This window comes from Rothia sp. HMSC065C12 (assembly GCF_001812085.1).
Classification (GTDB): Bacteria; Actinomycetota; Actinomycetes; order Actinomycetales; family Micrococcaceae; genus Rothia; species Rothia mucilaginosa.
This window is the reverse complement of record NZ_KV807671.1, coordinates 100,810-121,140: the sequence shown is the minus strand read 5'-3', so window position 1 is coordinate 121,140 and position 20,331 is coordinate 100,810. Positions and strand designations below refer to the sequence as shown.

The following is a 20,331-nucleotide window of genomic DNA, read 5'->3' as shown; positions in this document are numbered from 1 at the left end:
ATCTTTTCGCTTCTGAAGATGATGATGTGATGTGTAAGAAATGTGTTGCGTGGCGGCTTTAGGCGTTATCTTCCACGCCAAGCTCAGCCAACAGTTCGCTACGCAGCGCCGTGATCTCTGCATCGGCGCGGTCACGCGGGTGAGAACGGTCAACGGTCACAATGCGCTGGATGGTGGCGGGCGCCTCCGGGGTGTCCTTACCGAGGACGATCACTCGGTCAGAGAGGTACAGCGCCTCTTCCACATCGTGGGTGACCAGCAGAATCGTGGTCGGGTCTTGACGGTGCACGTCCAACAGCAAATCCTGCATGTTGATGCGGGTCAGCGCGTCCAGAGCACCGAAGGGCTCGTCGAGCAGCAGCACGCCGGGGTTGCGTGCGAGCGCTCGCGCCAGGGACACGCGCTGAGCCATACCGCCTGAAATTTCCTTGGGACGGTGGGTTGCGTATTCGCCCAGTCCGACCAGGTCGAGCAGGCGCGCTACGGATGCTGCGCCTTCAGATTTTTTGGTGCCCTGCGGTAGTCCGAGAGCCACGTTGTCGGCGACGGTGCGCCAGGGGAGCAGGCGCGGTTCCTGAAAGCCGATAGCTACGCGGGGGTCGAGGCCGGTCACTGCCTTCTCGCCGATACGCACGGTACCTGCGGTGATGCGGTTCAGGCCTGCTGCTGCACGCAGGAGAGTGGATTTGCCGCATCCGGAGGAGCCGATGACGGAGATAATCTCGCCGGGGGCTGCGGTGAAGGAGACTCCGCGAAGAACTTCGTGGGTTCCGCCGGGCACGGGGAAAGATTGTCCGACGCCTTCAAAGCTCAAGGGGACGGCGGCGGTGGATACGGCACGGCGGCCGTTCTTTTCACTGGTGGGTACGTCAGTTACTGCACTGTTGAGTGTCATGTCACTTCCATCGTTCCTGGCGTTAGCACCGGGGGCGGAAGAATCCGTGCCGGTTGCTGCGACGTCGTGGAGCCAGGTCTCTCAGTCGCTCTGGATGGTTTGCTTCTCCCACCCTATGGGCTGTGGCGTGCCTCAATCAACCCGGCGGGCGCGTATGAATTTCTATGACCGTATATTTCGCATTTATCACGAAATATTTCGGTTCCACGTCACAAAAAGATTTTTTCGTCACAAACGTGACCTCCCTCCCGCGCGCCCCGTACACTCAAACCACGAGATCATGAGTCCCGGCGCTAAGCTCTGGCTAGCCGGGCGGCAACCCTCTCCCGTAGCGGGGTGCCCCAGATGATGATCTGGCCTCAACGTTACGAGGCAAGTACGGCGCGAACGCGCCACCTGCACGAAGGCCACCACCGAACGCAGAAGGCAAGAAGGAGGCGGCGCGCGGGGTGCAGGGCACTAACCCGATCGTCCCCGATCATTCGCGAAAGGAAAATCGATGGCTGAGCAGAAGAAGCGCATCGTAGTTAACGCATTCGAAATGACCTGCATTGGTCACCAGAGTTTCGACCTCTGGCGTCACCCGCGCTCCCGCGCAACCGAGTACAACACCATCAAGTACTGGACTGACCTGGCTAAGACCCTTGAGCGCGGTCTGTTTGACGCCGTGTTCATCGCTGACGTGGTCGGCATCTACGACGTGTACAAGAACTCTGCCGCTCCCGCCATTGAGGGTGCCGCTCAGGTTCCCGTGAATGACCCCGCAACCCAGATTTCTGCAATGGCTGCAGTGACCGAGCACCTCGGCTTCGGCGTGACTGCTGCCGCTACTTTCGAGCAGCCCTACACCCTGGCTCGCCGCTACGCCTCCCTCGACCACCTCACTGAGGGCCGCGTCGGCTTCAACGTTGTGACCTCTTACCTGCCTTCGGCTGCTGAGAACCAGGGCCTGCCCACCCAGATCCCGCACGACGAGCGCTACGAAATCGCTGACGAGTTCCTGGACGTCTGCTACAAGCTGTGGGAAGGCTCCTGGGAAGACGGCGCAGTCATCAAGGACCGCGAGCGCGGCATCTACGCTGACCCCTCCAAGGTCCACCCGATTGGCCACAAGGGCAAGTACTTCTCCGTACCCGGCATCTCCCTGACCGAGCCGAGCCCGCAGCGCACCCCCGTGATTTTCCAGGCTGGCGCATCCAGCCGCGGCCAGCAGTTCTCCGGCAAGCACGCTGAGGCTGTGTTCATCAGCGCCCTGCGCCCGGACCTGACCCGCGTTGTGACCGACCGTATTCGCGCCGCTGCAGAGGAGCAGGGCCGTAGCCGCGACGACGTCAAGATCCTCGCAATGCTCTCCGTCATCGTGGATGAGACCGAAGAGAAGGCAAAGGCAAAGTACGAGGATTACAAGAAGTACATCAACCTCGACTCTGCACAGGCTATTGTCGGCGGCTGGTCCGGTGTTGACCTGTCCCAGTTCGACGAGGACGAGGTCCTGAACTACGTGCAGACCGAGTCGATTCAGTCCTTCCTGACCCCCTTCACCCTGCAGGCGAAGGACAAGAAGTGGACCCGCAAGGACATCGCTGAGCACACCACCCTCGGCGGCATGGGTGAGGTCATTGTTGGTGACCCGGTTCAGGTTGCTGACGAGCTGGAGCGTTGGATCGATGAGGGCGGCCTGGACGGCATCAACCTGGCGTACCACGTCACCCCGGGTTCCTTCGAGGACTTCATCGAGTACGTTGTTCCCGAGCTGCAGAAGCGCGGCCGCTACCGCACCGAGTACGAGGGCAACACCCTGCGTGAGAACATCTTCGGTAAGGGCCACACCAAGGTTGCTGACAGCCACCCGGCTGCTAAGTACCGCGGCGCATACGTGGGCAAGCCTTCGGCTGCTGACACCCCGGCTCGCGCAATCGCTGAATAAGCGTTGCCGCTGAAGCGTGCCGTGTAGGTTCGCTCAAACTTAACGATTGAAAACAAGAACGCCCGTTCTGCTGGAGGATTTGTACCCCCGGCAGAGCGGGCGTTTCTTTGCGCTGTGCTTTCTCTATACTGGGTGGCATGACTGAACTTAACCATGATGACCGCTGCCCCTGCTCGAGCGGCGAGGTGTACGGCGCCTGCTGCGGCAGGTTCCTGGGCGAGTTTGCCGCCTCCGGCACGCTGACTGCTCCCGCGCCGGAGCAGCTGATGCGCTCGCGTTTTACCGCGTTTGCGACCGGGGATGCGGCGTACCTGCTGGCGAGCTGGCATCCGAGTACTCGCCCGGCCGCCTTGGAGTTGGAGGATGATATCCGCTGGTATCGCCTGGATATTCTGGGTGCTTCGGGTGGCCCGTTTGATGCGTCCGGTACGGTGGAGTTCGTTGCGTATTACCGTTCGGTGCCGGGCGTTCCTGCGGAGGAGCGGGTGAAGGGCAGCATGCATGAGCTGTCGCGCTTTGAGAAGGTGGGCGGCGCCTGGTTCTATCTGGATGGAGACGTCCGCTAAATCTCGTAACTTTCCCTGCCCCTGTCTCGTGCAGAGTGCGGGCATAGAAGAAATGGCAGAATCATTCCGAAACCGGAATGATTCTGCCATTTCTTGTTTTAGTTAGCTTCTGTCTTTTAGAAGATTTTCAAAGTCAATCTGAAATATCAGCCAGGCCAAGCCAAGAGGCACGCTCTGCCCCAATAGCAGGAATCAAAATAGGGGATGCGGTCATGACTAAGACGCTTCCTTGAAAACAGAATCTTGAAGAATGCGCTCTGCCTCAGCGGAGCTTCGCGGATCCCCCAAATCTAGAAGATCTACCGCCACATGCAAGGGCAGAATATGGGGCGGCTCATCGCATTCACGCAAGATAATGTTCGCCGAATCTACAGACGCCGGAAGCAGGTTGTACAGAAAAATGATGTTCTCTAAATCCTGGCTTGAAACATATGCATCAACCATTGAGCCGTACACCTGAGAAATATCGCTACTAATGCCGGTAAGCGACAATGCAGAGTCTTCCAAAATTGCAGGAATTTCAGCGGGAGGAGCCTGCAGATGATGCACTTTCAGACCGCGGCGAGCTCGGTATCGCTCAACAGACGCAGGTCCTTGCACCTGAATTGCTGAGGCGCGTTCTTTTGCCCTGCGGCGTTCCTCAGCAGATAGAACAGATGACTGACCATCGCAGTAACGCGCCAAAGCGTTGAATGCATCGAAGGAAATAGGACGGCCAGCATTACTGCGGTGCGCAGCGGGAAGAGCGTCGACAACCCAGCGGCTTCCCAATTTACGACCTTGAAGCATTCCACGTTCTAAGCGGGCGCGCACGCTTCGCTCTGAAACCTTAGCTTTTTGAGCATACTCTTGAACGGACATCATGGCAGAATCATACCGAAAACGGAATGATTCTGCCATGATTTTCTCGCACCCGGAAGCGATAAGGAACATGCAAGAGCGAACCAGATACGCCAAAGGCAGGCCCTTCGGCAGCTTGAAAACTTACATTCTCAGCCGCATCAGGAACCTGCCTTCAGCAAATATGTAGACTGTTGGACTTAGCTAGTCCAGCCGTTAATGATGCCCATACCGAAGTAGATCACGAACACCGCGGACACCAGGTACATCAGCCAGTGCACGTCCTTACCGCGGCCCTGCACCAAGCGAATGAAAGTGTACGCCACGAAGCCGGCACCAATACCGTTCGCAATCGAGTACGACAGCGGCATGAAAATAATGGTCAAGAACGCCGGAATACCCAGACCCCAGTCGGTCCAGTCAATATTCACGGCCTGGCGAATCATCAGGAAGCCGACCACGACCAGCGCCGGAGCAACCGCCTCGAAAGGAACGATGGTGACCAGCGGCGAGATGAAAATCGCCAGCAGGAACAGCACACCGGTCACAATGTTTGCGAAACCGGTGCGTGCGCCCGCACCAATACCGGTAGCGGACTCAACGAAAATCTGGTTGGCGGAACCGGATGCGCCACCACCGACAACGGAACCGAAAGCGTCCACGAGCAGGACCTTGTCGATGTCCTCAACCTTGCCGTCCTTCATGGTGCCAGCCTCGGCGGCAAGACCAACCGAAACGCCCATCGCGTCGAAGAACACGGACAGCAGAATGGTGAACACCAGCAGCGAAGCAGCCAGCGGACCGATGTGGGTGAATGCGCCGAACAGGTCAGCGGAACCGATGAGGGAGAAGTTCGGGGTGGTGAACTTCATGTCCGCCAGGGAAGGCACGTTCAGGGACCAGCCGGTCGCCGCCTCCTTCACGGAACCGGAGGGGACAACCGCCTCCAGAATCAGGGACAGCGCAGTGGAGGCAAGCACGCCCCACAGGATCGCACCCTTCACGTTACGGATGAACAGGGCGATGGTGAAGAACAGGCCGAAGAGGAAGACGAGGGTGGGCCAGCCGAGCAGGTGACCGCCCGCGCCGAGGCTCACCGGAACGGTGGTGCCGGCTGCGTCAGGCATGCGGCGGATAATGCCGGAGTCGACCAGACCGATAAAAGAAATGAAGAAGCCGATACCGACCACAATCGCGGTCTTGAGCGACTCGGGGACCGCCTCAAACACCGCGGTACGGAAGCCGGTGAGCACCAGAACGGTCATGATCAGACCGGCAAGAACGACCAGACCCATGATGTCTGCCCAGGTCAGGTTCGGGGTGGTGGCAATGGTGGAGGCGAGCAGCGCGTTCACGCCCAGGCCAGCCGCCATGGCGAAGGGCTGCTTAGCGATAACACCCATGAGGATGGTCATCACGCCGGCAACCAGCGCGGTCACAGCCGCGACGGGTGCGATACCGAGGGTGCGTTCGGATGCGTCAGCACCGGTACCGATGACGAGGGGGTTCAGCACCACGATGTAGCTCATGGCGAAGAATGCGGCGAGGCCGCCGCGGAATTCTGCGGCGATGGAGGAGCCGCGTTCGGAAATCTTGAAGTAGCGGTCGAGTGCGCTGGTGGGCGCTGCCGCCTTCTGGGGTTCAGACATGTGAGGATCCGTTGATGTTGTTCGGTGTGTACTGTGTTGCGCCGCCGGTTTCACGGGTGAAGCTCGCGGGTAAGTCCCGGGTTGGGCGCCACGATGGTTCAACCATTGTAGGCGCCGCCTCCTAGCTTGTGCCGTTGAAACGCGTTGTGTGCGGCGGTTCAGTCGGTGATGTGGTGTTTCCCCGACCCCTGCAACCAGAATTGGGTAGTTGGGGTAGAGGGAAGAATAGCGCAGGGCGGGGTACCGGCAACCTGAAGGTGCCGATACCCCGCCCTGATGGTGCCCGCGCCTCCACGTGGGAGGGTGAAGCACCCGATGTATTTAGTGCATCCAGCCGGTAATCAGGCCGTTAGCGAAGAAGATGAGGAACACTGCGGAAACCACGTACATGAGCCAGTGAACTTCCTTGCCGCGACCCTGCACCAGGCGGATGAAGACGTAGGACAGGAAGCCTGCACCGATACCGTCCGCGATGGAGTATGCCAGCGGCATGAAGATGATGGTCATGAACGCGGGGATACCCAGACCCCAGTCGTTCCAGTCGATGTTCACTGCCTGGCGGATCATCAGGAAGCCAACGAACACCATTGCGGGTGCAACAGCTTCGAAGGGCACGATGGTGACCAGCGGGGACAGGAAGATCGCGACGAGGAACAGTGCGCCGGTGACGACGTTCGCGAAGCCGGTGCGTGCGCCCGCGCCGATACCGGTTGCGGACTCCACGAAGATCTGGCTTGCGGAGGAGGAGGTGCCACCGCCGGCTACGGAGCCGAGGGCGTCCACGAGCAGGACCTTGTCGACGTTCTCGATCTGGCCGTCCTTGATGGTGCCTGCTTCGGTTGCGAGACCGACGGAGGTACCCATTGCGTCGAAGAACGCGGAGATGAGGATGGTGAAGATCAGCAGAACAGCAGCCATGCCACCGAGGGTGCCGAAGGCAGCGAACAGGTCAGCGGAGCCGAACAGGGAGAAGTTGGGCAGCTTGCTGGTGTTGGAGTCCCAGACGGGGACGTTCAGGGACCAGCCGGTGGGGGACTTAACCGAGCTGCCGGAGGGCACGACCTTCTCCAGGATGATGGAGAGGGCGGTGGAGGCGAGCACGCCGTAGAGGATTGCACCCTTCACGTTGCGGATGAACAGCGCAATGGTGAGGAACAGGCCGAAGAGGAAGACGAGGGTGGGCCAGCCGAGCAGGTGACCGCTGACGCCGAAGGAGACGGGCACGGTGGTGCCTGCTGCGTCGGGCATGCGGCGGATGATACCTGCGTTGACGAGGCCGATGAAGGCAATGAAGAAGCCGATACCGACGACGATTGCGACCTTGAGCGATTCGGGGACCGCGTTGAACACTGCGGTGCGGAAGCCGGTCAGCACGAGGATGGTCATCAGCACACCAGCCCATACGACGAGGCCCATGATGGCGGGCCAGGTCAGTCCGGGGGTGGAGGCGATGGTGGTTGCCAGCAGTGCGTTCACGCCGAGGCCTGCTGCCATGGCGAAGGGCTGCTTGGCGATGACGCCCATGAGGATGGTCATAACGCCTGCGACCAGTGCGGTCATTGCTGCGACCTGCGGTACACCGAGGGCGTTGCCGGATGCGTCCTTGCCGAGGCCGATGATGAGGGGGTTCAGCACGACGATGTAGCTCATCGCGAAGAAGGTGGCGAGGCCGCCGCGGAATTCTGCGGCGATGGTGGAGCCTCGCTCAGTGATCTTGAAGTAACGGTCCAGTGCGCCCTTGGCTTCTGCCTTGGGGCTCTGGGGAGCCGCGGTGTTCTCAGAAGACATTCGTGAAAATCCGTAGATACTCATAGTCGGGGCGGGCACCGGGGTTCCGAGCCCGCATAAAAAAGTGCCACTTCCCGGTGTGTTGGGGAGGTGACACTGTTGTTACCGAAATATTCTACGGTTAAAGTTTCTCTAAGCGTTAATCCAGGAAATTCCCAGCTTTCGTTCAGAGATTTTTTGGGGGCGTAATAGCGGTAACTATCTCTCGCCTCTGCGCGAACAATGATAGTTTGTTAGGTTAGTAGACCCTAAGTTTCTGCTATATTCGAGGTGAAACATGCGTCGCCGGATGCCAGGTTCCGTGTGGTGAGCCTTTTTCGGCATAGATGAGAATTCGGCATAGATAAGAAGGAGCCCACCGTGACTGAAACCCCGCAGGAAAACACCGCTGAGAACTACCCCGCCGCGGAATCCCTGCCGGTACGCCAGCGCGCCGTCGTAGCAACCGACCGCCCCGCCCGATACATCAAGCAGCTCGGCTCGCACATGGGCCGCAAGCTTGGCACCGCAGAACTGCCCGACGGTCTGCGCCTCACCTTCAACCGCGACGGTATTTTCCGCGGCTACGGTGACCTACGCGAAATCGACGGTGCCCTCGTCATGGAGGTACGCGCCGAAAGCGACGAGTTGGCTGCTGGTCTGGCGGATGTGTTGGACCGCCATCTGGTTCGCTTCGGTGAGCGTGACGAACTGGTCGTCACCTTCGAGGCGGTACCCGCCTCCTAGTCCCTGCTTTCTAGTCTTCGTTACCCTGCCCCGCCCTCCTGCACCTCGGAGGGCGGGGCAGTTTTTATGCCCGCTGCGTGCGGAGGCTCCCGGTGCTGGATGCGCCGCGCTGCCCGGATTAGGCGACCCCTCCTGAATTAGGTGACCCCGCCCGGATTAGGTGACAGAAAATTGTCCTATTTAGTGGGCGAAGACATATAAGCCACCGAACACCCGTCAATCCCCGGTAAAATAGGCAAGAAGTGAACACTAAGCTCACCGCCTGTTCGCGCCGCACCGGGCGCCGGACGGTGAACTTCGAAAGGAAGATTTTCGTGTCTGAAGCAGCACGCCCCCTGCGCGTCGCCGTTATTGGTGCAGGTCCCGCCGGTATTTACACCGCCGACATCCTCACCAAGTCTGAAGAGGTCCGCACCGGCGCCGTCGAGGTCGCCATCGACATCTTCGACCGCTACCCCGCCCCCTTCGGCCTGATCCGCTACGGTGTGGCACCGGATCACCCCCGCATCAAGGGCATCATCACCGCGCTGCACAAGGTCCTGGACCGCGGCGACATCCGTTTCTTCGGCAACGTTGAATACGGCAAGGACCTGACCCTCGCCGACCTGCGCGAACACTACGACGCCATCATCTTCGCAACCGGCGCGATTTTTGATGCACCCCTGAACATTAAGGGCATCGACCTGGACGGCTCCTACGGCGCAGCAGACTTCGTCTCCTGGTACGACGGCCACCCCGACTACCCCCGCACCTGGCCGCTCGAAGCTGAGCAGGTTGCAGTGCTCGGTAACGGCAACGTCGCTCTGGACGTCTCCCGCATCCTCTCCAAGCACGCTGACGACCTGCTCGTCACCGAAATCCCCGACAACGTCTACGAGGGTCTGAAGGCTTCCCCCGTGACCGACGTGCACGTCTTCGGTCGCCGCGGCCCCGCACAGATGAAGTTCACCCCGCTCGAGCTGCGCGAACTCGCACACTCCCGCGACGTGGACATCGTCCTGTACGAAGAGGACTTCCAGTTCGACGCTGCTTCCGAAGAAGCAATGGAGAAGAACGCACAGACCAAGGTCATGATGAAGACCCTGCGCGGCTGGCTGGAAGACCAGAAGACCAACGAGCAGACCGCATCCCGCCGCCTGCACCTACACTTCCTGCAGTCCCCGCACGAGATTCTCGGCGAAGACGGCAAGGTCGTGGGCCTGCGCATGGAACGCAACAAGCTCGACGGCAACGGCGGCATCATCGGCACCGGCGAGTACGTGGACTACCCCGTACAGGCTGTCTACCGCGCAATCGGCTACTTCGGTTCCGAACTGCCCGAAATCGGTTACGACGACAAGCGTGGCGTCATCACCAACGTTGAGGGTCGCGTCGTGGACGAGAACGGCGAGGTCGTTCCCGGCCTGTACGCATCCGGTTGGATCAAGCGCGGCCCCGTCGGCCTGATCGGCTCCACCAAGTCTGACGCGCTCGAAACCATCACCCACCTGCTCGAGGACCGCGAGAACCTCTACACCGCACCCGAGCCGGAGGCAGAGGCATTCAGCGCCTACCTGGACTCCAAGGGCATCAAGTACACCACCTGGGAAGGCTGGCACCGCCTGGACGACCACGAGAAGGCACTGGGCGCCGCATCCAAGGATGCAGCCGGTGAGCCTCGCGCCCGCGTGAAGGTTGTGGACCGCGACGAGATGGTCAACATCTCCCGCGGCGAGTAATCCTTACCTCTAGCACGTAGAGCATAGAAATCGACCCCGTACCGTGAACCGGTGCGGGGTCGATTTTTGTCTATATATAATCTATATATAAGGAAGCGGGGGAGTAGGGGGCTCTCGGAAAGTGCTCGCCCGGAAGAGCTATCGAAAGAGCGGTTAAAGAAACCCACCCCGCACCATGAGGTCATGCGGGGTGGGTTGGGTAGGTGCCGAAGACACTCGAGGACATACCCTCCGGCTACCCGGACGCGCAACGAGCCCATGCAGTGACTCCACGTGCGGCGCATCCCTTAACGGGGTCTAGAAAGCTAAAGAAACACCAAGATTAGCTCTCTAAACAAGCGCATAGCCGTACGGCGTGTAGACTATGCACACTTTTTGAGGACGTCTTCAATGCCCAAAATGGCCTTGAGTACGGTTTCAGTTTCAGTACCCAGCTTCTTGCGGGCTTCACCAGAAATAACGGCCTTCACGATGTTCTTGAAGGTCTTCCACTGCTTGAAGGCGTTAACGAGTGCCTTAATAAGCTTGTAAATGGCGATGCCCAGCTGAATGACAAACTTTGCAATACTGACAACGCAGGCAATAACACCAACGGGGGAGAGCGCTGCGTGGGCGCGTCCATCAGACTTACGAACAGCGGCCTTAGCGCTTGCAATCTGACGGCCTGCGTCAGTGCCCTGGACGGTGGTCAGGTTGCCCAGTGCGCTCTCAATGCCGCTATTAACGCGGTTGGAGGATCCAGGCTTCGCATACTTCAAACGGGCAGGTACCTGCTCTAGGCGGCGCAGAATCAGCTTGAGCTGCTGGTCGGCAGTCATTGCCTTCTGCGGGTGCGCCATCTGCTGTGCCTGCGCTGCAGGTGCAGCTGCACAGCCGAGAGCGATGGTTGCGGTGCCTACGCCGAGTGCACGGAATGCCGTGCGGCGATTCATCGTTGCGGACACTGGATCCCCCTTTGGATCTCTATGCGGTTTATCGGTGCTGTAATGTGCGGTGACTTTACGTCTGGGGCTCCGGAAGTGGCCCCGTGCAAGGTCCGGAAGTGACCTCACGCCCTCTATAGTACGGTGCTCAAAGAGGGGGCTTCAAGCTATTTCAGGGGGTATTTTCAGCCGGCTTTCATCTCTCCTTGTCAATCGCTAGAGGTTTATCAAATCTTTATATTTCTGAGTCGTCATAATTGCGTAGATATCTGCACTGAGAGAAAAATAAGCGTCTGACAAGCCGGTTTATTGTATTCCCAAGAGTGAATATTTGCATCTACGTGCATTCTGGCCTGTAGTTGCTTTGCGCGGCACATTTTTGAGGGCTCCGGGGAGGCTGGGGTGAACCCTCTAGAGAGGTGTTGCTGTGCACTCTCTTGCAGATATTTGCACCCAGGGTAGCGTCTTGCCTGCATGTCCTATATAAGCGCGTAGAAAGTTGTCGAAAAATTTTTGGAGATATTGTGGAGTTTTTTGGCCGCTGCGATGCGCATAAGAGGGGTGTATAAGAGATGTGAAGGTGGGTTTTCGGAATTCTTGCGGGATTGATTCCGACATCTTCGAAACAAAATTTCGGAGGAGTTTCGGAGGAGTTTGTAGAAAATCTGTAGAAATCAGAGCGGGAAATAGGGCTTCTTCGAGGCCTCTGCAGGCACCCAAAAGTCGCTAAAACCCCTCCAAAAGCTCCTGATATGGGGTGTTGTGAAGAAATTTTAAAATTTTTTGAAGTTTTTCTGAATCGTCATTGACAAGCTTAAACACATATGTGCCAGGCTATAAATGGTCGAAAATGGGGGTCAAAATCGGGTAAAATCGAACAAAACGGTTTGCACGCCTCCGCAAATCTGTCATAGACTAGTGGAGGTTCGAACGACGGGATGAAGAAAACGGAACCTGTTCGATCGACTAGGCCCCCATCGTCTAGCGGCCTAGGACGCCGCCCTTTCACGGCGGTAGCACGGGTTCAAATCCCGTTGGGGGTACTTGCAAATCTCACGATTTGCAAAGCCAAGTTAGATGATATAGAGTTTACTTCTGTTGATTCCAACAAGGCCCCGTAGCGCAGTTGGTTAGCGCGCCGCCCTGTCACGGCGGAGGTCGCGGGTTCAAGTCCCGTCGGGGTCGCTCTGGCCGCGTAAGTTCAGATGATTATTCATCCGAAGACGCGGTCATTGCGTATCTAAAAGTAAATACGCAAGGCTCTGTAGCTCAGTTGGTAGAGCGTACGACTGAAAATCGTAAGGTCACCGGATCGACGCCGGTCGGAGCCACGAAATCCGCCTCCAGGCTTCTACAGTGGGGCGGGTTTTGTTTTTAAAAAACTTTGCGGTTGCAGATACTGCAAAGCCGTCGAAAAGGCGGCATCTTGGGAATAAAACCCTCAGATGCCGCCTTTTTGTATATAGATTGTATACAGAGGCACCTGCCCTATAGCCACTGCAGAAAGCACCAACGCACCCATGACTGCCCAAAATTCAGCCGCCCAAAATTCAACCCACCAACACCTAGAGGACTCACCCCAAATTCCGTGGGCAAAAAATGCTGCTGTCGATAGTGCTCAGGTGGGCGGAATCCGCTTCGAGAACATCACCAAAAGCTACCCGAGCCGAACCGGTGAACCCACCACGGTGCTACAGAACCTGAACCTGCATATTCCCGCCGGTCAGATTACCGTGTTTGTCGGCCCCTCCGGATGCGGTAAAACCACTAGTCTACGCATGATTAACCGCATGGTTGAGCCCAATAGCGGCACCATCACCATTGACGGCGTGAACGTGCACGAGAAGAACCCCTACGAGCTGCGCCGCGGCATTGGCTATGTGATGCAGCAGGGCGGGCTCATGCCGCACCGCACCGTCGCGCAGAATATCGCCACCGTGCCGCGCCTGCTTGGTGCCTCCCGCAAGGAGGCGCAGGCTCGCGCCCTCGAACTGCTCGACGTGGTTGGTCTGGATTCTTCGTACGCCAAGCGCTACCCCTCCCAGCTTTCGGGCGGTCAGGTGCAGCGCGTTGGTGTGGCGCGTGCCCTCGCCGCCGATGCGCCCGTCCTGCTGATGGATGAGCCGTTCTCCGCGGTGGATCCGGTGGTGCGTACCGACCTGCAGAAAGAGCTGTTGCGCCTGCAGAGCCGACTTGCCAAGACAATCGTGTTCGTCACCCATGACATTGATGAGGCGCTCCTGCTTGGCGATACAATCACCGTCTTCGCGGAGGGTGGTCGCCTCGCGCAGTTCGGTACTCCCGAAGAGATTCTCTACAGCCCCGCCGATGATTTTGTGCGCTCCTTCGTCAGCCGCTCCGTTGCCGGTCTGCTGGATGAGCAGACGGTGCGCCAGGCGCGCGCACGCCGACTTGCCGCCTCCAGAGAAGCGCAGAATGGTGCGGTAGAAGGCGAGAAAAGCGAATGAGTCTTCTAGAAAATATTGTGCTCGCGGCACCACCTCTCGCCGTAAGCGATATGCACTGGGAGTGGGTCGCCACCAATAGCCAGCGCATCCTCGAGCTGACCCTCAGCCACCTCTACCAGGGCGTCGTGCCCGTCGCGATTGGTGCTCTCGTCGCGCTGCCGGTCGCCTACTACGCGAGCCGTCGCCGTGACCGCGGTTCCGAACGCCGCATCGGTGCGCGAACCCTCATGCACCTCTCCTCGCTGCTGTACACCATCCCCTCGATCGCACTGTTCGTGCTGATGCCGCTCATTCTGGGAACCTCCATTATTTCCCCGCTGAACGTGCTCGTCGCCCTGAGCCTCTACTCCTTCTCGCTCATGGTGCGCTCCGGTGTGGATGCCTTCGACTCCGTACCCGATAGCGTGCACGAATCTGCACGCGCCCTCGGATACACGCCCCGACAGGCGCTGATGGAGCTCTACCTGCCCCTCGCTACGCCCGTCATTATGGCGGGAATCCGCGTGGCAACCGTGGCAAATATTGCGATGGTGTCCGTGGGTGCCCTCATCGGTGTGCCCTCGCTCGGCACGCTCTTCACCGACGGCCTCGCGCGCAATATCCCTTCGGAGATCCTGGCTGGCGTGATCCTTAGCCTGCTGCTGGCACTGGTCCTCGACCTGCTCCTTATCCTTCTGACAAGGGCACTTACGCCCTGGCAGGCGGCTACGGTTGCGAACCGCCGCAGCCCCGAAAGGAAGGCATAACCCGTGAACATCATAGAACGAACCTTCGCCTACCTCATGGACGGCGCCAACTGGCAGGGAAACGGCGGAATCCTCGTGCGCCTGCTCGAACACCTGAGCGTCACCGCCCTCGCCACTGCCTGCGCGGCACTCATCGTCGTGCCCCTCGGCCTCTGGGCTGGCCACCACCGACCCTCCGACGGCGCTAATCGCCGCCACAGCAACCTGCTCATGAGCGCTGTAGCCGCCACCCGCGCGCTACCCGCGCTCGGTCTGCTCACCATCCTGGCGCTCTGGCTGGGCGTCTCAACCCTGCCCGCCCTCATCGTGCTCATTATTATTGCGGCGGCACCCCTGCTCGCCGGAGTTCTTGAAGGCCTCGCCGCCGTGCCGGAAGACCTCGTGGACGCAGCCCGCGCCCAAGGCCTGACCGAATGGCAGATTCTGACCCGCCTCGAAATCCCGCTCGCCGCCAACATGATGCTCGGCGGGCTCCGCTCCGCACTCGTGCAGGTCATCGCAACCGCGACCATCGTCGCCTACCTGAGCGGCGGAACCCTCGGCAGGTATCTTTTCGACGGGCTCGCCGTGCGCGATTACCCGCGTATGCTCGTCGCAACCCTGCTCGTGGCGCTTCTCGCCTTCGCGGTGGATGCGCTCATGGGCCTTGTGCAGCGTGCGCTCACCCCCGCGGGGCTCACCATCAACCGGAAGAAGGCATGAACCCGATGAATCAGACGCCTCAAACCTTCGCACGCCGTACCGTATCTCGTCGCACTGCCCTCACCGCCGCCGGAGCGTTCGGCATGGCGGGTATTCTCAGCGCCTGCGGGCTCAGCGGCGACAAAGTCTTCAGCGGCGAACACGAAGGAATCATCGTCGGCTCAGCAGCCTTCGCCGAATCCCAAATCCTCGCCGAAATCTACGCCGGAGCCCTCGCCCGGGCGGGATTCAATGCCCGCACCCAGCTGAGCATCGGCGCCCGCGAGGCGTACCTGGGGGCACTCGCCTCCGGTGCGGTGGACGTTATCCCGGACTACTCCGGAAACCTACTGCTCTACCTGGACCCGAAGGCTACAGCTAACACTGCGCAGGAGATTCTGCAGGCGCTACCCGCCGCCCTCGGCACCCTCACCACGGGTGGCTCCGGGGCTGAAATCCGCGCCCTGAACGCCTCCGAGGCGGAGGATAAGGACTCGCTCGTCGTTACCGCCCAGACCGCCCAGAAGTACGGCCTGCGAAGCCTTGAAGACCTCGCCTCCCGCTGTACGAACCTGAAGCTCGGTGCCGCCCCGGAGTTCGCCGAGCGTGCCTACGGCATCCCGGGTCTGAAAGAGAAGTACGGATGCGTCCCCGCCGAGTTTGTGCCCCTCTCGGATGGTGGTGGCGCGCTGACCGTCAAGGCCCTGCTGGATGACACCGTGCAGGTGGTTGACCTCTACTCGACCACCCCTGCAATTGAGCAGAATCAGCTGGTGGTGCTGGAGGATCCAAAGAACATGATTCTGGCTCAGCAGGTGCTGCCCATTATCAATACGTCGCGAGTTCCCGACTCTGCGGCGGAGGTTCTGAACCGTGTCTCGGCGAAGCTCACTACCGCTGATTTGCGCACTCTCAATGACCGTGTTTCGGGTACCTCTAAGCAGGAGCCCGCGCAGGTGGCTGCTACCTGGCTGAACGAGCACGGCTTCTAAGAATCCGCCTGCAATTCCGTATAAATTCCTCTACAGGAATGGGTATAAACAAGACCGACCTGGGAATATTCTAGAAATAGAATATTGCCAGGTCGGTTTATATCATCCTGCCCCACAGGCTAGGGGAGAGGCGCGGAACCGCTTTTAGCCCTCAATCAGCAGCGCCAGAGCCTCGTAGGGACGCAGACTCAGCGTCACCGTCTCAGCCGAATCAGATACAGCAGAATCGACCGCAGAATTCTTGTAATTACACACCAGCACGCGACCGGAACGAACAAACTCAGCCGGAACCTCAACCTCGGTCGGCTCACCGTAGAAGTTCGTCAGCACCAGCAGGCGCTGCGCCGGGCTACCGTTCTCAGCACTAGTCTCAGCGGGCAGCTCACGCAGGTACGCAAACACCCGCTCGTGATCCAGCGCGTAGGGCGCATACGAACCCACAGAAATGACCGGGTACTGCTTACGCAGGGCAATCAGGTTGCGGTAGTAGGGCAGAATCACGCCGTCGCGTTCCTCATCCTCCACCGAAATACCGGCACCGGTCGCCGCATCACGCACCGGGGCGGGAGCCAGCCACAGCGACTCCGAACCGAAACCGGCAGTCGCCGGATCCGCGGTCCACTGCATCGGCACACGCGAATTATCGCGAGCCTTCGACGCCACAATCTCCAGCGCCTGCTGCTCGCTCAGACCGCGCTCACGCAGCATCGCGTAGGCGTTGTGCGCCTCCACATCCGCGTACTGCTCGATCGAGGAGTAGACCGGGTCAACCATGCCGATTTCCTCGCCCTGGTACACGTACGGGGTGCCGCGCAGCAGGTGAATCACGGTCGCCAGCATGGTCGCCGACTCGGCACGGTAACGCTCAACGTCACCAAAACGGTTCAGCGCGCGCGGCTGGTCGTGGTTATTCCAGAACAGCGCGTTCCAGCCGCCGCCGGCCTGCATACCCAGTGCCCAATCGTTCAGAATCTGCTTCAACTCGGCAAAACGGAAAGGCACCTTCGACCACTTCTCGCCGTTCTCGTAGTCCACCTTCAGATGGTGGAAGCTGAACACCATGTCTAGCTCGTGGTTTGCCGGGTTGGAGTAGCCCACGCAGTTTTCGATGCTGGTCGAGGACATTTCGCCCACGGTCACGGTGCCATCATACTGACCGAACGAGGCGCGGTTCAGCTGCTGAATGCGGGTGTGCACAATCGGGGTGTCGGTGTATTGTGCCTTGTCCACGGTGCCTTCGGGGGCGTCGAGCAGCTCTTCGTCCTTACCGATGACGTTAATGACGTCAAAACGGAAACCGCGCACACCCTTCTCGTACCAGAAATTCACGACCTTAAACAGTTCGTCGCGCACAGTCGGGTTGTACCAGTTCACGTCCGCCTGGGTGCGGTCGTACAGGTGCATATAGAACAGGGGAGTGCCGTGCTCATCCGTGTACTCGCCAAAGCGGGACCAGCAGGAGCCGCCGAACTTCGACTCCCAGTTGGTCGGTTCGCGCAGCTGACCGTCCTCGGTGTATTTGCCGGGGCGAATATAGAAATAATCCCAGTACTCGCGCTCACCGGCGAGCGCACGCTGGAACCACTCGTGCTCGGTCGAAACATGGTTGAGCACCATGTCGAACATGACGCCCACACCGTGCTCGGCGAGGGCGGCAATCATCTCTTCGACGTCCTTCATGGTGCCCAGGTCGGGGTTGATGGCGTAGTAGTCGGAGATGTCGTAGCCGTTGTCGTTCTGCGGGGAGGCGAAGAACGGGTTGAACCACACCATGTCCACGCCCAGGGAAGCAATGTAGGGCACCTTCTCGATGACGCCGCGCAGGTCGCCGTAGGCGCCACCCGCCGAGGAGTAGAAGGACTTGGGGTACACCTGGTAGATGACGGAGGACGCGAAATCCTTGCCGCCTGCCGGGGTGGTTGCCGGCGTGAGGGTGAGCGATGCGGTGGGTGCCTGTGTCATGGAAACCTTCTGAAACGTAAGCAGGGTTCAGCGTATATAAATCAGTGCGTTGGAAACGAACCGCACCGGTGCTACGTGTGGTGCTACGTATGCGCAGCGAGGCCCGTACGCGGCAGGCACGGCAGCCCGCCGCCTCCCGGTGCGTTCGCCGACTGAATATCGACGCCCGCAACCTGGGCTCATTCCAGATTAGGGGGCATAATGGGGTGATGTCCCCCATCTACCCCAAAGGGGGCAATTCTGCCGCAGATCCGGCACAACCCCCGTGGCCTCAACCCTCCCACCGATAGGCGGTTGCAGGCTCGTGCGCGTTTCGATGCATGAAACCAAAGTGACCCTGAGCTGAAGAGCGTTGGACGCCGCGCGTAAAATCAGTACTTGCATCACTACGGAAGGTAAAACAATGCCAGAACTGCGTTCACGTACTTCAACTCACGGCCGTAACATGGCTGGTGCCCGCGCCCTGTGGCGTGCCACCGGCATGGGCGATGACGACTTCGGCAAGCCCATTATTGCTATCGCGAACTCCTTCACCCAGTTCGTGCCCGGCCACGTGCATCTGAAGGACATGGGTGAGCTGGTCGCCGGCGCGATTCGTGAGGCTGGCGGCGTCGCCAAGGAATTTAACACTATCGCTGTTGATGACGGTATTGCGATGGGCCACGACGGTATGCTCTACTCGCTGCCTTCCCGCGATCTGATCGCTGACTCGGTCGAGTACATGGTCAACGCGCACCGTGCCGACGCGCTGGTCTGCATCTCTAACTGTGACAAGATCACCCCCGGTATGCTTCTGGCGGCTATGCGCCTGAACATCCCCACCATCTTTGTCTCTGGCGGCCCCATGGAGTCCGGCGAGGGCATTGAGGGCATTGTTGAGCACCGCCTCGACCTGATTGATGCCATGGTGATGGCTGTTGACGATAGCGTCAGTGACGCTGCGCTCGCTCAGGTTGAGAAGAATGCGTGCCCGACCTGCGGTTCGTGTGCGGGTATGTTCACCGCGAACTCCATGAACTGCCTGAATGAGGCGATTGGTCTGGCGCTGCCCGGTAACGGCACCACCCTGGCTACTCAGGTTGCTCGTAAGGAGCTGTTCCTGGATGCTGGCCGCCGCATCGTTGAGCTGGCTAAGCGCTACTACGAGCAGGATGACGAGTCGGTTCTGCCCCGCTCCATTGCGACCAAGGAGGCGTTCGAGAACGCTATGGCGCTGGATGTGGCGATGGGCGGTTCGACCAACACCGTGCTGCACACCCTGGCGATTGCGCACGAGGCGGGCGCTGACTTCACCCTGAAGGATATTGACCGCATTTCGCGTCAGGTTCCCTGCCTGGCGAAGGTTGCCCCGAACTCCACCAAGTACCACATTGAGCACGTGCACCGTGCCGGTGGTATTCCCGCACTGCTGGGTGAGCTGAACCGTGCCGGCCTGCTGCACAAGAACGTTCATTCTGTTCACGCTGATTCGCTGGACGAATGGCTGGACGAGTGGGATATCCGCGGCGGCAAGGCGAGCGAGAAGGCGAAGGATCTGTTCCTCGCAGCTCCCGGCGGCGTGCGCACCACCCACGCGTTCTCCACCGCGAACAAGTACGAGTCCCACGAGACTGACGCTGAGAACGGCTGCATCCGCGCCGTGGAGCACGCGTACACCAAGGACGGCGGCCTGGCGGTCCTGTACGGCAACATCGCCCAGGACGGCGCAATCATCAAGTCCGCTGGTATTGATGAGGAGCTGTTCCACTTCAAGGGTCGCGCTTTCGTGGTTGAGTCGCAGGACGAGGCTGTGTACGAGATCCTGTCGAAGAACGTGAAGGAAGGCGACGTTGTCGTCATCCAGTACGAGGGCCCGAAGGGCGGCCCGGGTATGCAGGAGATGCTGTACCCGACCTCTTACCTGAAGGGCCTGGGCCTGGGCAAGAAGTGCGCACTGATTACTGACGGTCGTTTCTCGGGTGGTACCTCTGGTATTTCGATTGGTCACGTCTCCCCGGAGGCGGCTGCTGGCGGCGCTATCGGCCTGGTGCAGACCGGCGACGAGATTGAGATTGACGTGAACAACCGCATCCTGCGTGTGAACGTTTCGGATGAGGAGCTGGCTGCTCGCCGCGAGGCGAAGGGCGCCGCACCGTGGCGTCCGACCAAGCCGCGTGAGCGTCACGTATCGAACGCCTTGAAGGTGTACGGCATGTTGGCTGCTTCGGCTGATAAGGGTGGCGTGCGCATCCTGCCTGAGGACGCATAAACCCCTCACGTATCGTGTGAGAATTTAATATTCTTGCCCCTAAGGGTCGGTGCTCTGTTCTGCAGTTTTTCTGCGGGGCGGGGTGCCGACCTTTTTAACGTTTTTGAGAGTCCGGTGCGGCGTATTGCCTTGTCAAGGCTATTGCAGTAGGGTGTAGGAGGGTACTTAGGTACCCGATTCACCGACTCAGCACAACCACTCA

The 20,331-nt window shown here is 59.7% G+C and carries 15 protein-coding genes, 3 tRNA genes and 2 riboswitches; of the genes, 12 read left to right on the top strand and 6 right to left on the bottom strand.

Annotated elements, in window-relative coordinates; translation table 11 throughout:
* Window positions 1-58 precede the first annotated feature (58 nt).
* A complete protein-coding gene (locus tag HMPREF2836_RS01860) occupies window positions 59-895 on the bottom strand; it encodes an ABC transporter ATP-binding protein (RefSeq protein WP_012904246.1) in 837 nt (278 codons plus the stop codon).
* Between the two features lie 4 nt (window positions 896-899).
* A riboswitch (SAM riboswitch) is annotated at window positions 900-996 on the bottom strand.
* A gap of 175 nt (window positions 997-1,171) precedes the next feature.
* Window positions 1,172-1,280: riboswitch (SAM riboswitch) on the top strand.
* 114 nt (window positions 1,281-1,394) lie between these two features.
* Here HMPREF2836_RS01860 and HMPREF2836_RS01855 point away from each other — a divergent pair.
* Together HMPREF2836_RS01855 and HMPREF2836_RS01850 are read left to right on the top strand one after the other, a co-directional pair.
* On the top strand, window positions 1,395-2,822 hold the full coding sequence (locus HMPREF2836_RS01855) for an LLM class flavin-dependent oxidoreductase (protein WP_070629241.1): 1,428 nt from the start codon (window positions 1,395-1,397) through the stop codon (window positions 2,820-2,822).
* A gap of 137 nt (window positions 2,823-2,959) precedes the next feature.
* Entirely contained in the window at window positions 2,960-3,388 is a 429-nt protein-coding gene (locus HMPREF2836_RS01850) for a YchJ family protein (RefSeq protein ID WP_049340222.1), read from the top strand.
* 216 nt (window positions 3,389-3,604) lie between these two features.
* Here HMPREF2836_RS01850 and HMPREF2836_RS01845 read toward each other — a convergent pair whose 3' ends face one another.
* The 3 genes from HMPREF2836_RS01845 to HMPREF2836_RS01835 form a co-directional block, all read right to left on the bottom strand.
* Window positions 3,605-4,288, bottom strand: coding sequence for a hypothetical protein (locus tag HMPREF2836_RS01845; RefSeq protein WP_070629314.1), 684 nt, complete (start codon window positions 4,286-4,288; stop codon window positions 3,605-3,607).
* A 140-nt stretch (window positions 4,289-4,428) separates the two neighbouring features.
* Window positions 4,429-5,877, bottom strand: coding sequence for an NCS2 family permease (locus HMPREF2836_RS01840; protein WP_005507245.1), 1,449 nt, complete (start codon window positions 5,875-5,877; stop codon window positions 4,429-4,431).
* Between the two features lie 321 nt (window positions 5,878-6,198).
* Window positions 6,199-7,665 carry an NCS2 family permease gene (locus HMPREF2836_RS01835; protein WP_070629238.1) on the bottom strand — a complete coding sequence of 489 codons (1,467 nt, stop codon included), beginning with the start codon at window positions 7,663-7,665 and terminating at the stop codon, window positions 6,199-6,201.
* A 360-nt stretch (window positions 7,666-8,025) separates the two neighbouring features.
* Here HMPREF2836_RS01835 and HMPREF2836_RS01830 point away from each other — a divergent pair, with 360 nt between their 5' ends.
* Together HMPREF2836_RS01830 and HMPREF2836_RS01825 are read left to right on the top strand one after the other, a co-directional pair.
* Complete coding sequence (locus HMPREF2836_RS01830) at window positions 8,026-8,391, top strand: DUF2218 domain-containing protein (protein ID WP_012904240.1); 366 nt, start codon at window positions 8,026-8,028, stop codon at window positions 8,389-8,391.
* Between the two features lie 314 nt (window positions 8,392-8,705).
* Window positions 8,706-10,109 (top strand): FAD-dependent oxidoreductase, encoded by a 1,404-nt coding sequence (locus HMPREF2836_RS01825; protein WP_044150832.1) that lies wholly within the window; start codon window positions 8,706-8,708, stop codon window positions 10,107-10,109.
* A 362-nt stretch (window positions 10,110-10,471) separates the two neighbouring features.
* On the opposite strand, the gene HMPREF2836_RS01820 is transcribed toward HMPREF2836_RS01825, so the two are convergent.
* Complete coding sequence (locus tag HMPREF2836_RS01820) at window positions 10,472-11,053, bottom strand: hypothetical protein (RefSeq protein ID WP_005507238.1); 582 nt, start codon at window positions 11,051-11,053, stop codon at window positions 10,472-10,474.
* A gap of 949 nt (window positions 11,054-12,002) precedes the next feature.
* On the opposite strand from HMPREF2836_RS01820, the gene HMPREF2836_RS01815 reads away from it, so the two are divergent.
* The 7 genes from HMPREF2836_RS01815 (at window position 12,003) to HMPREF2836_RS01785 (ending at window position 15,919) form a co-directional block, all read left to right on the top strand.
* Window positions 12,003-12,075, top strand: a tRNA-Glu gene (locus tag HMPREF2836_RS01815).
* A 68-nt stretch (window positions 12,076-12,143) separates the two neighbouring features.
* Window positions 12,144-12,217: transfer RNA gene (locus tag HMPREF2836_RS01810), tRNA-Asp, on the top strand.
* Between the two features lie 73 nt (window positions 12,218-12,290).
* Window positions 12,291-12,363 (top strand) — tRNA-Phe (locus tag HMPREF2836_RS01805).
* A 189-nt stretch (window positions 12,364-12,552) separates the two neighbouring features.
* A complete protein-coding gene (locus HMPREF2836_RS01800; RefSeq protein WP_070629237.1) occupies window positions 12,553-13,500 on the top strand; it encodes an ABC transporter ATP-binding protein in 948 nt (315 codons plus the stop codon).
* On the top strand, window positions 13,497-14,246 hold the full coding sequence (locus tag HMPREF2836_RS01795; protein ID WP_070629236.1) for an ABC transporter permease: 750 nt from the start codon (window positions 13,497-13,499) through the stop codon (window positions 14,244-14,246). Before HMPREF2836_RS01800 ends, HMPREF2836_RS01795 begins: the two co-directional genes overlap by 4 nt.
* A gap of 3 nt (window positions 14,247-14,249) precedes the next feature.
* Window positions 14,250-14,948 carry an ABC transporter permease gene (locus HMPREF2836_RS01790; protein ID WP_070615523.1) on the top strand — a complete coding sequence of 233 codons (699 nt, stop codon included), beginning with the start codon at window positions 14,250-14,252 and terminating at the stop codon, window positions 14,946-14,948.
* A gap of 5 nt (window positions 14,949-14,953) precedes the next feature.
* The gene (locus HMPREF2836_RS01785) at window positions 14,954-15,919 is read left to right on the top strand and encodes an ABC transporter substrate-binding protein (protein WP_070615678.1); all 966 of its coding nucleotides are present in this window, start codon (window positions 14,954-14,956) and stop codon (window positions 15,917-15,919) included.
* 144 nt (window positions 15,920-16,063) lie between these two features.
* On the opposite strand, the gene HMPREF2836_RS01780 is transcribed toward HMPREF2836_RS01785, so the two are convergent.
* Window positions 16,064-17,881, bottom strand: a complete 1,818-nt coding sequence (locus tag HMPREF2836_RS01780; protein WP_070629235.1) for an alpha,alpha-phosphotrehalase — start codon at window positions 17,879-17,881, stop codon at window positions 16,064-16,066.
* 403 nt (window positions 17,882-18,284) lie between these two features.
* Here HMPREF2836_RS01780 and ilvD point away from each other — a divergent pair, with 403 nt between their 5' ends.
* Entirely contained in the window at window positions 18,285-20,129 is a 1,845-nt protein-coding gene (gene ilvD, locus HMPREF2836_RS01775; RefSeq protein WP_049340243.1) for a dihydroxy-acid dehydratase, read from the top strand.
* Window positions 20,130-20,331 lie beyond the last annotated feature (202 nt).

Coding starts and splice junctions, on each gene's coding strand:
- HMPREF2836_RS01860 (WP_012904246.1), bottom strand. CDS start 895: ATGACACTCAACAGTGCAGTAACTGACGTACCCACCAGTGAAAAGAAC.
- HMPREF2836_RS01855 (WP_070629241.1), top strand. CDS start 1,395: ATGGCTGAGCAGAAGAAGCGCATCGTAGTTAACGCATTCGAAATGACC.
- HMPREF2836_RS01850 (WP_049340222.1), top strand. CDS start 2,960: ATGACTGAACTTAACCATGATGACCGCTGCCCCTGCTCGAGCGGCGAG.
- HMPREF2836_RS01845 (WP_070629314.1), bottom strand. CDS start 4,288: ATGGCAGAATCATTCCGTTTTCGGTATGATTCTGCCATGATGTCCGTT.
- HMPREF2836_RS01840 (WP_005507245.1), bottom strand. CDS start 5,877: ATGTCTGAACCCCAGAAGGCGGCAGCGCCCACCAGCGCACTCGACCGC.
- HMPREF2836_RS01835 (WP_070629238.1), bottom strand. CDS start 7,665: ATGTCTTCTGAGAACACCGCGGCTCCCCAGAGCCCCAAGGCAGAAGCC.
- HMPREF2836_RS01800 (WP_070629237.1), top strand. CDS start 12,553: ATGACTGCCCAAAATTCAGCCGCCCAAAATTCAACCCACCAACACCTA.
- HMPREF2836_RS01795 (WP_070629236.1), top strand. CDS start 13,497: ATGAGTCTTCTAGAAAATATTGTGCTCGCGGCACCACCTCTCGCCGTA.
- HMPREF2836_RS01785 (WP_070615678.1), top strand. CDS start 14,954: ATGAATCAGACGCCTCAAACCTTCGCACGCCGTACCGTATCTCGTCGC.
- HMPREF2836_RS01780 (WP_070629235.1), bottom strand. CDS start 17,881: ATGACACAGGCACCCACCGCATCGCTCACCCTCACGCCGGCAACCACC.
- ilvD (WP_049340243.1), top strand. CDS start 18,285: ATGCCAGAACTGCGTTCACGTACTTCAACTCACGGCCGTAACATGGCT.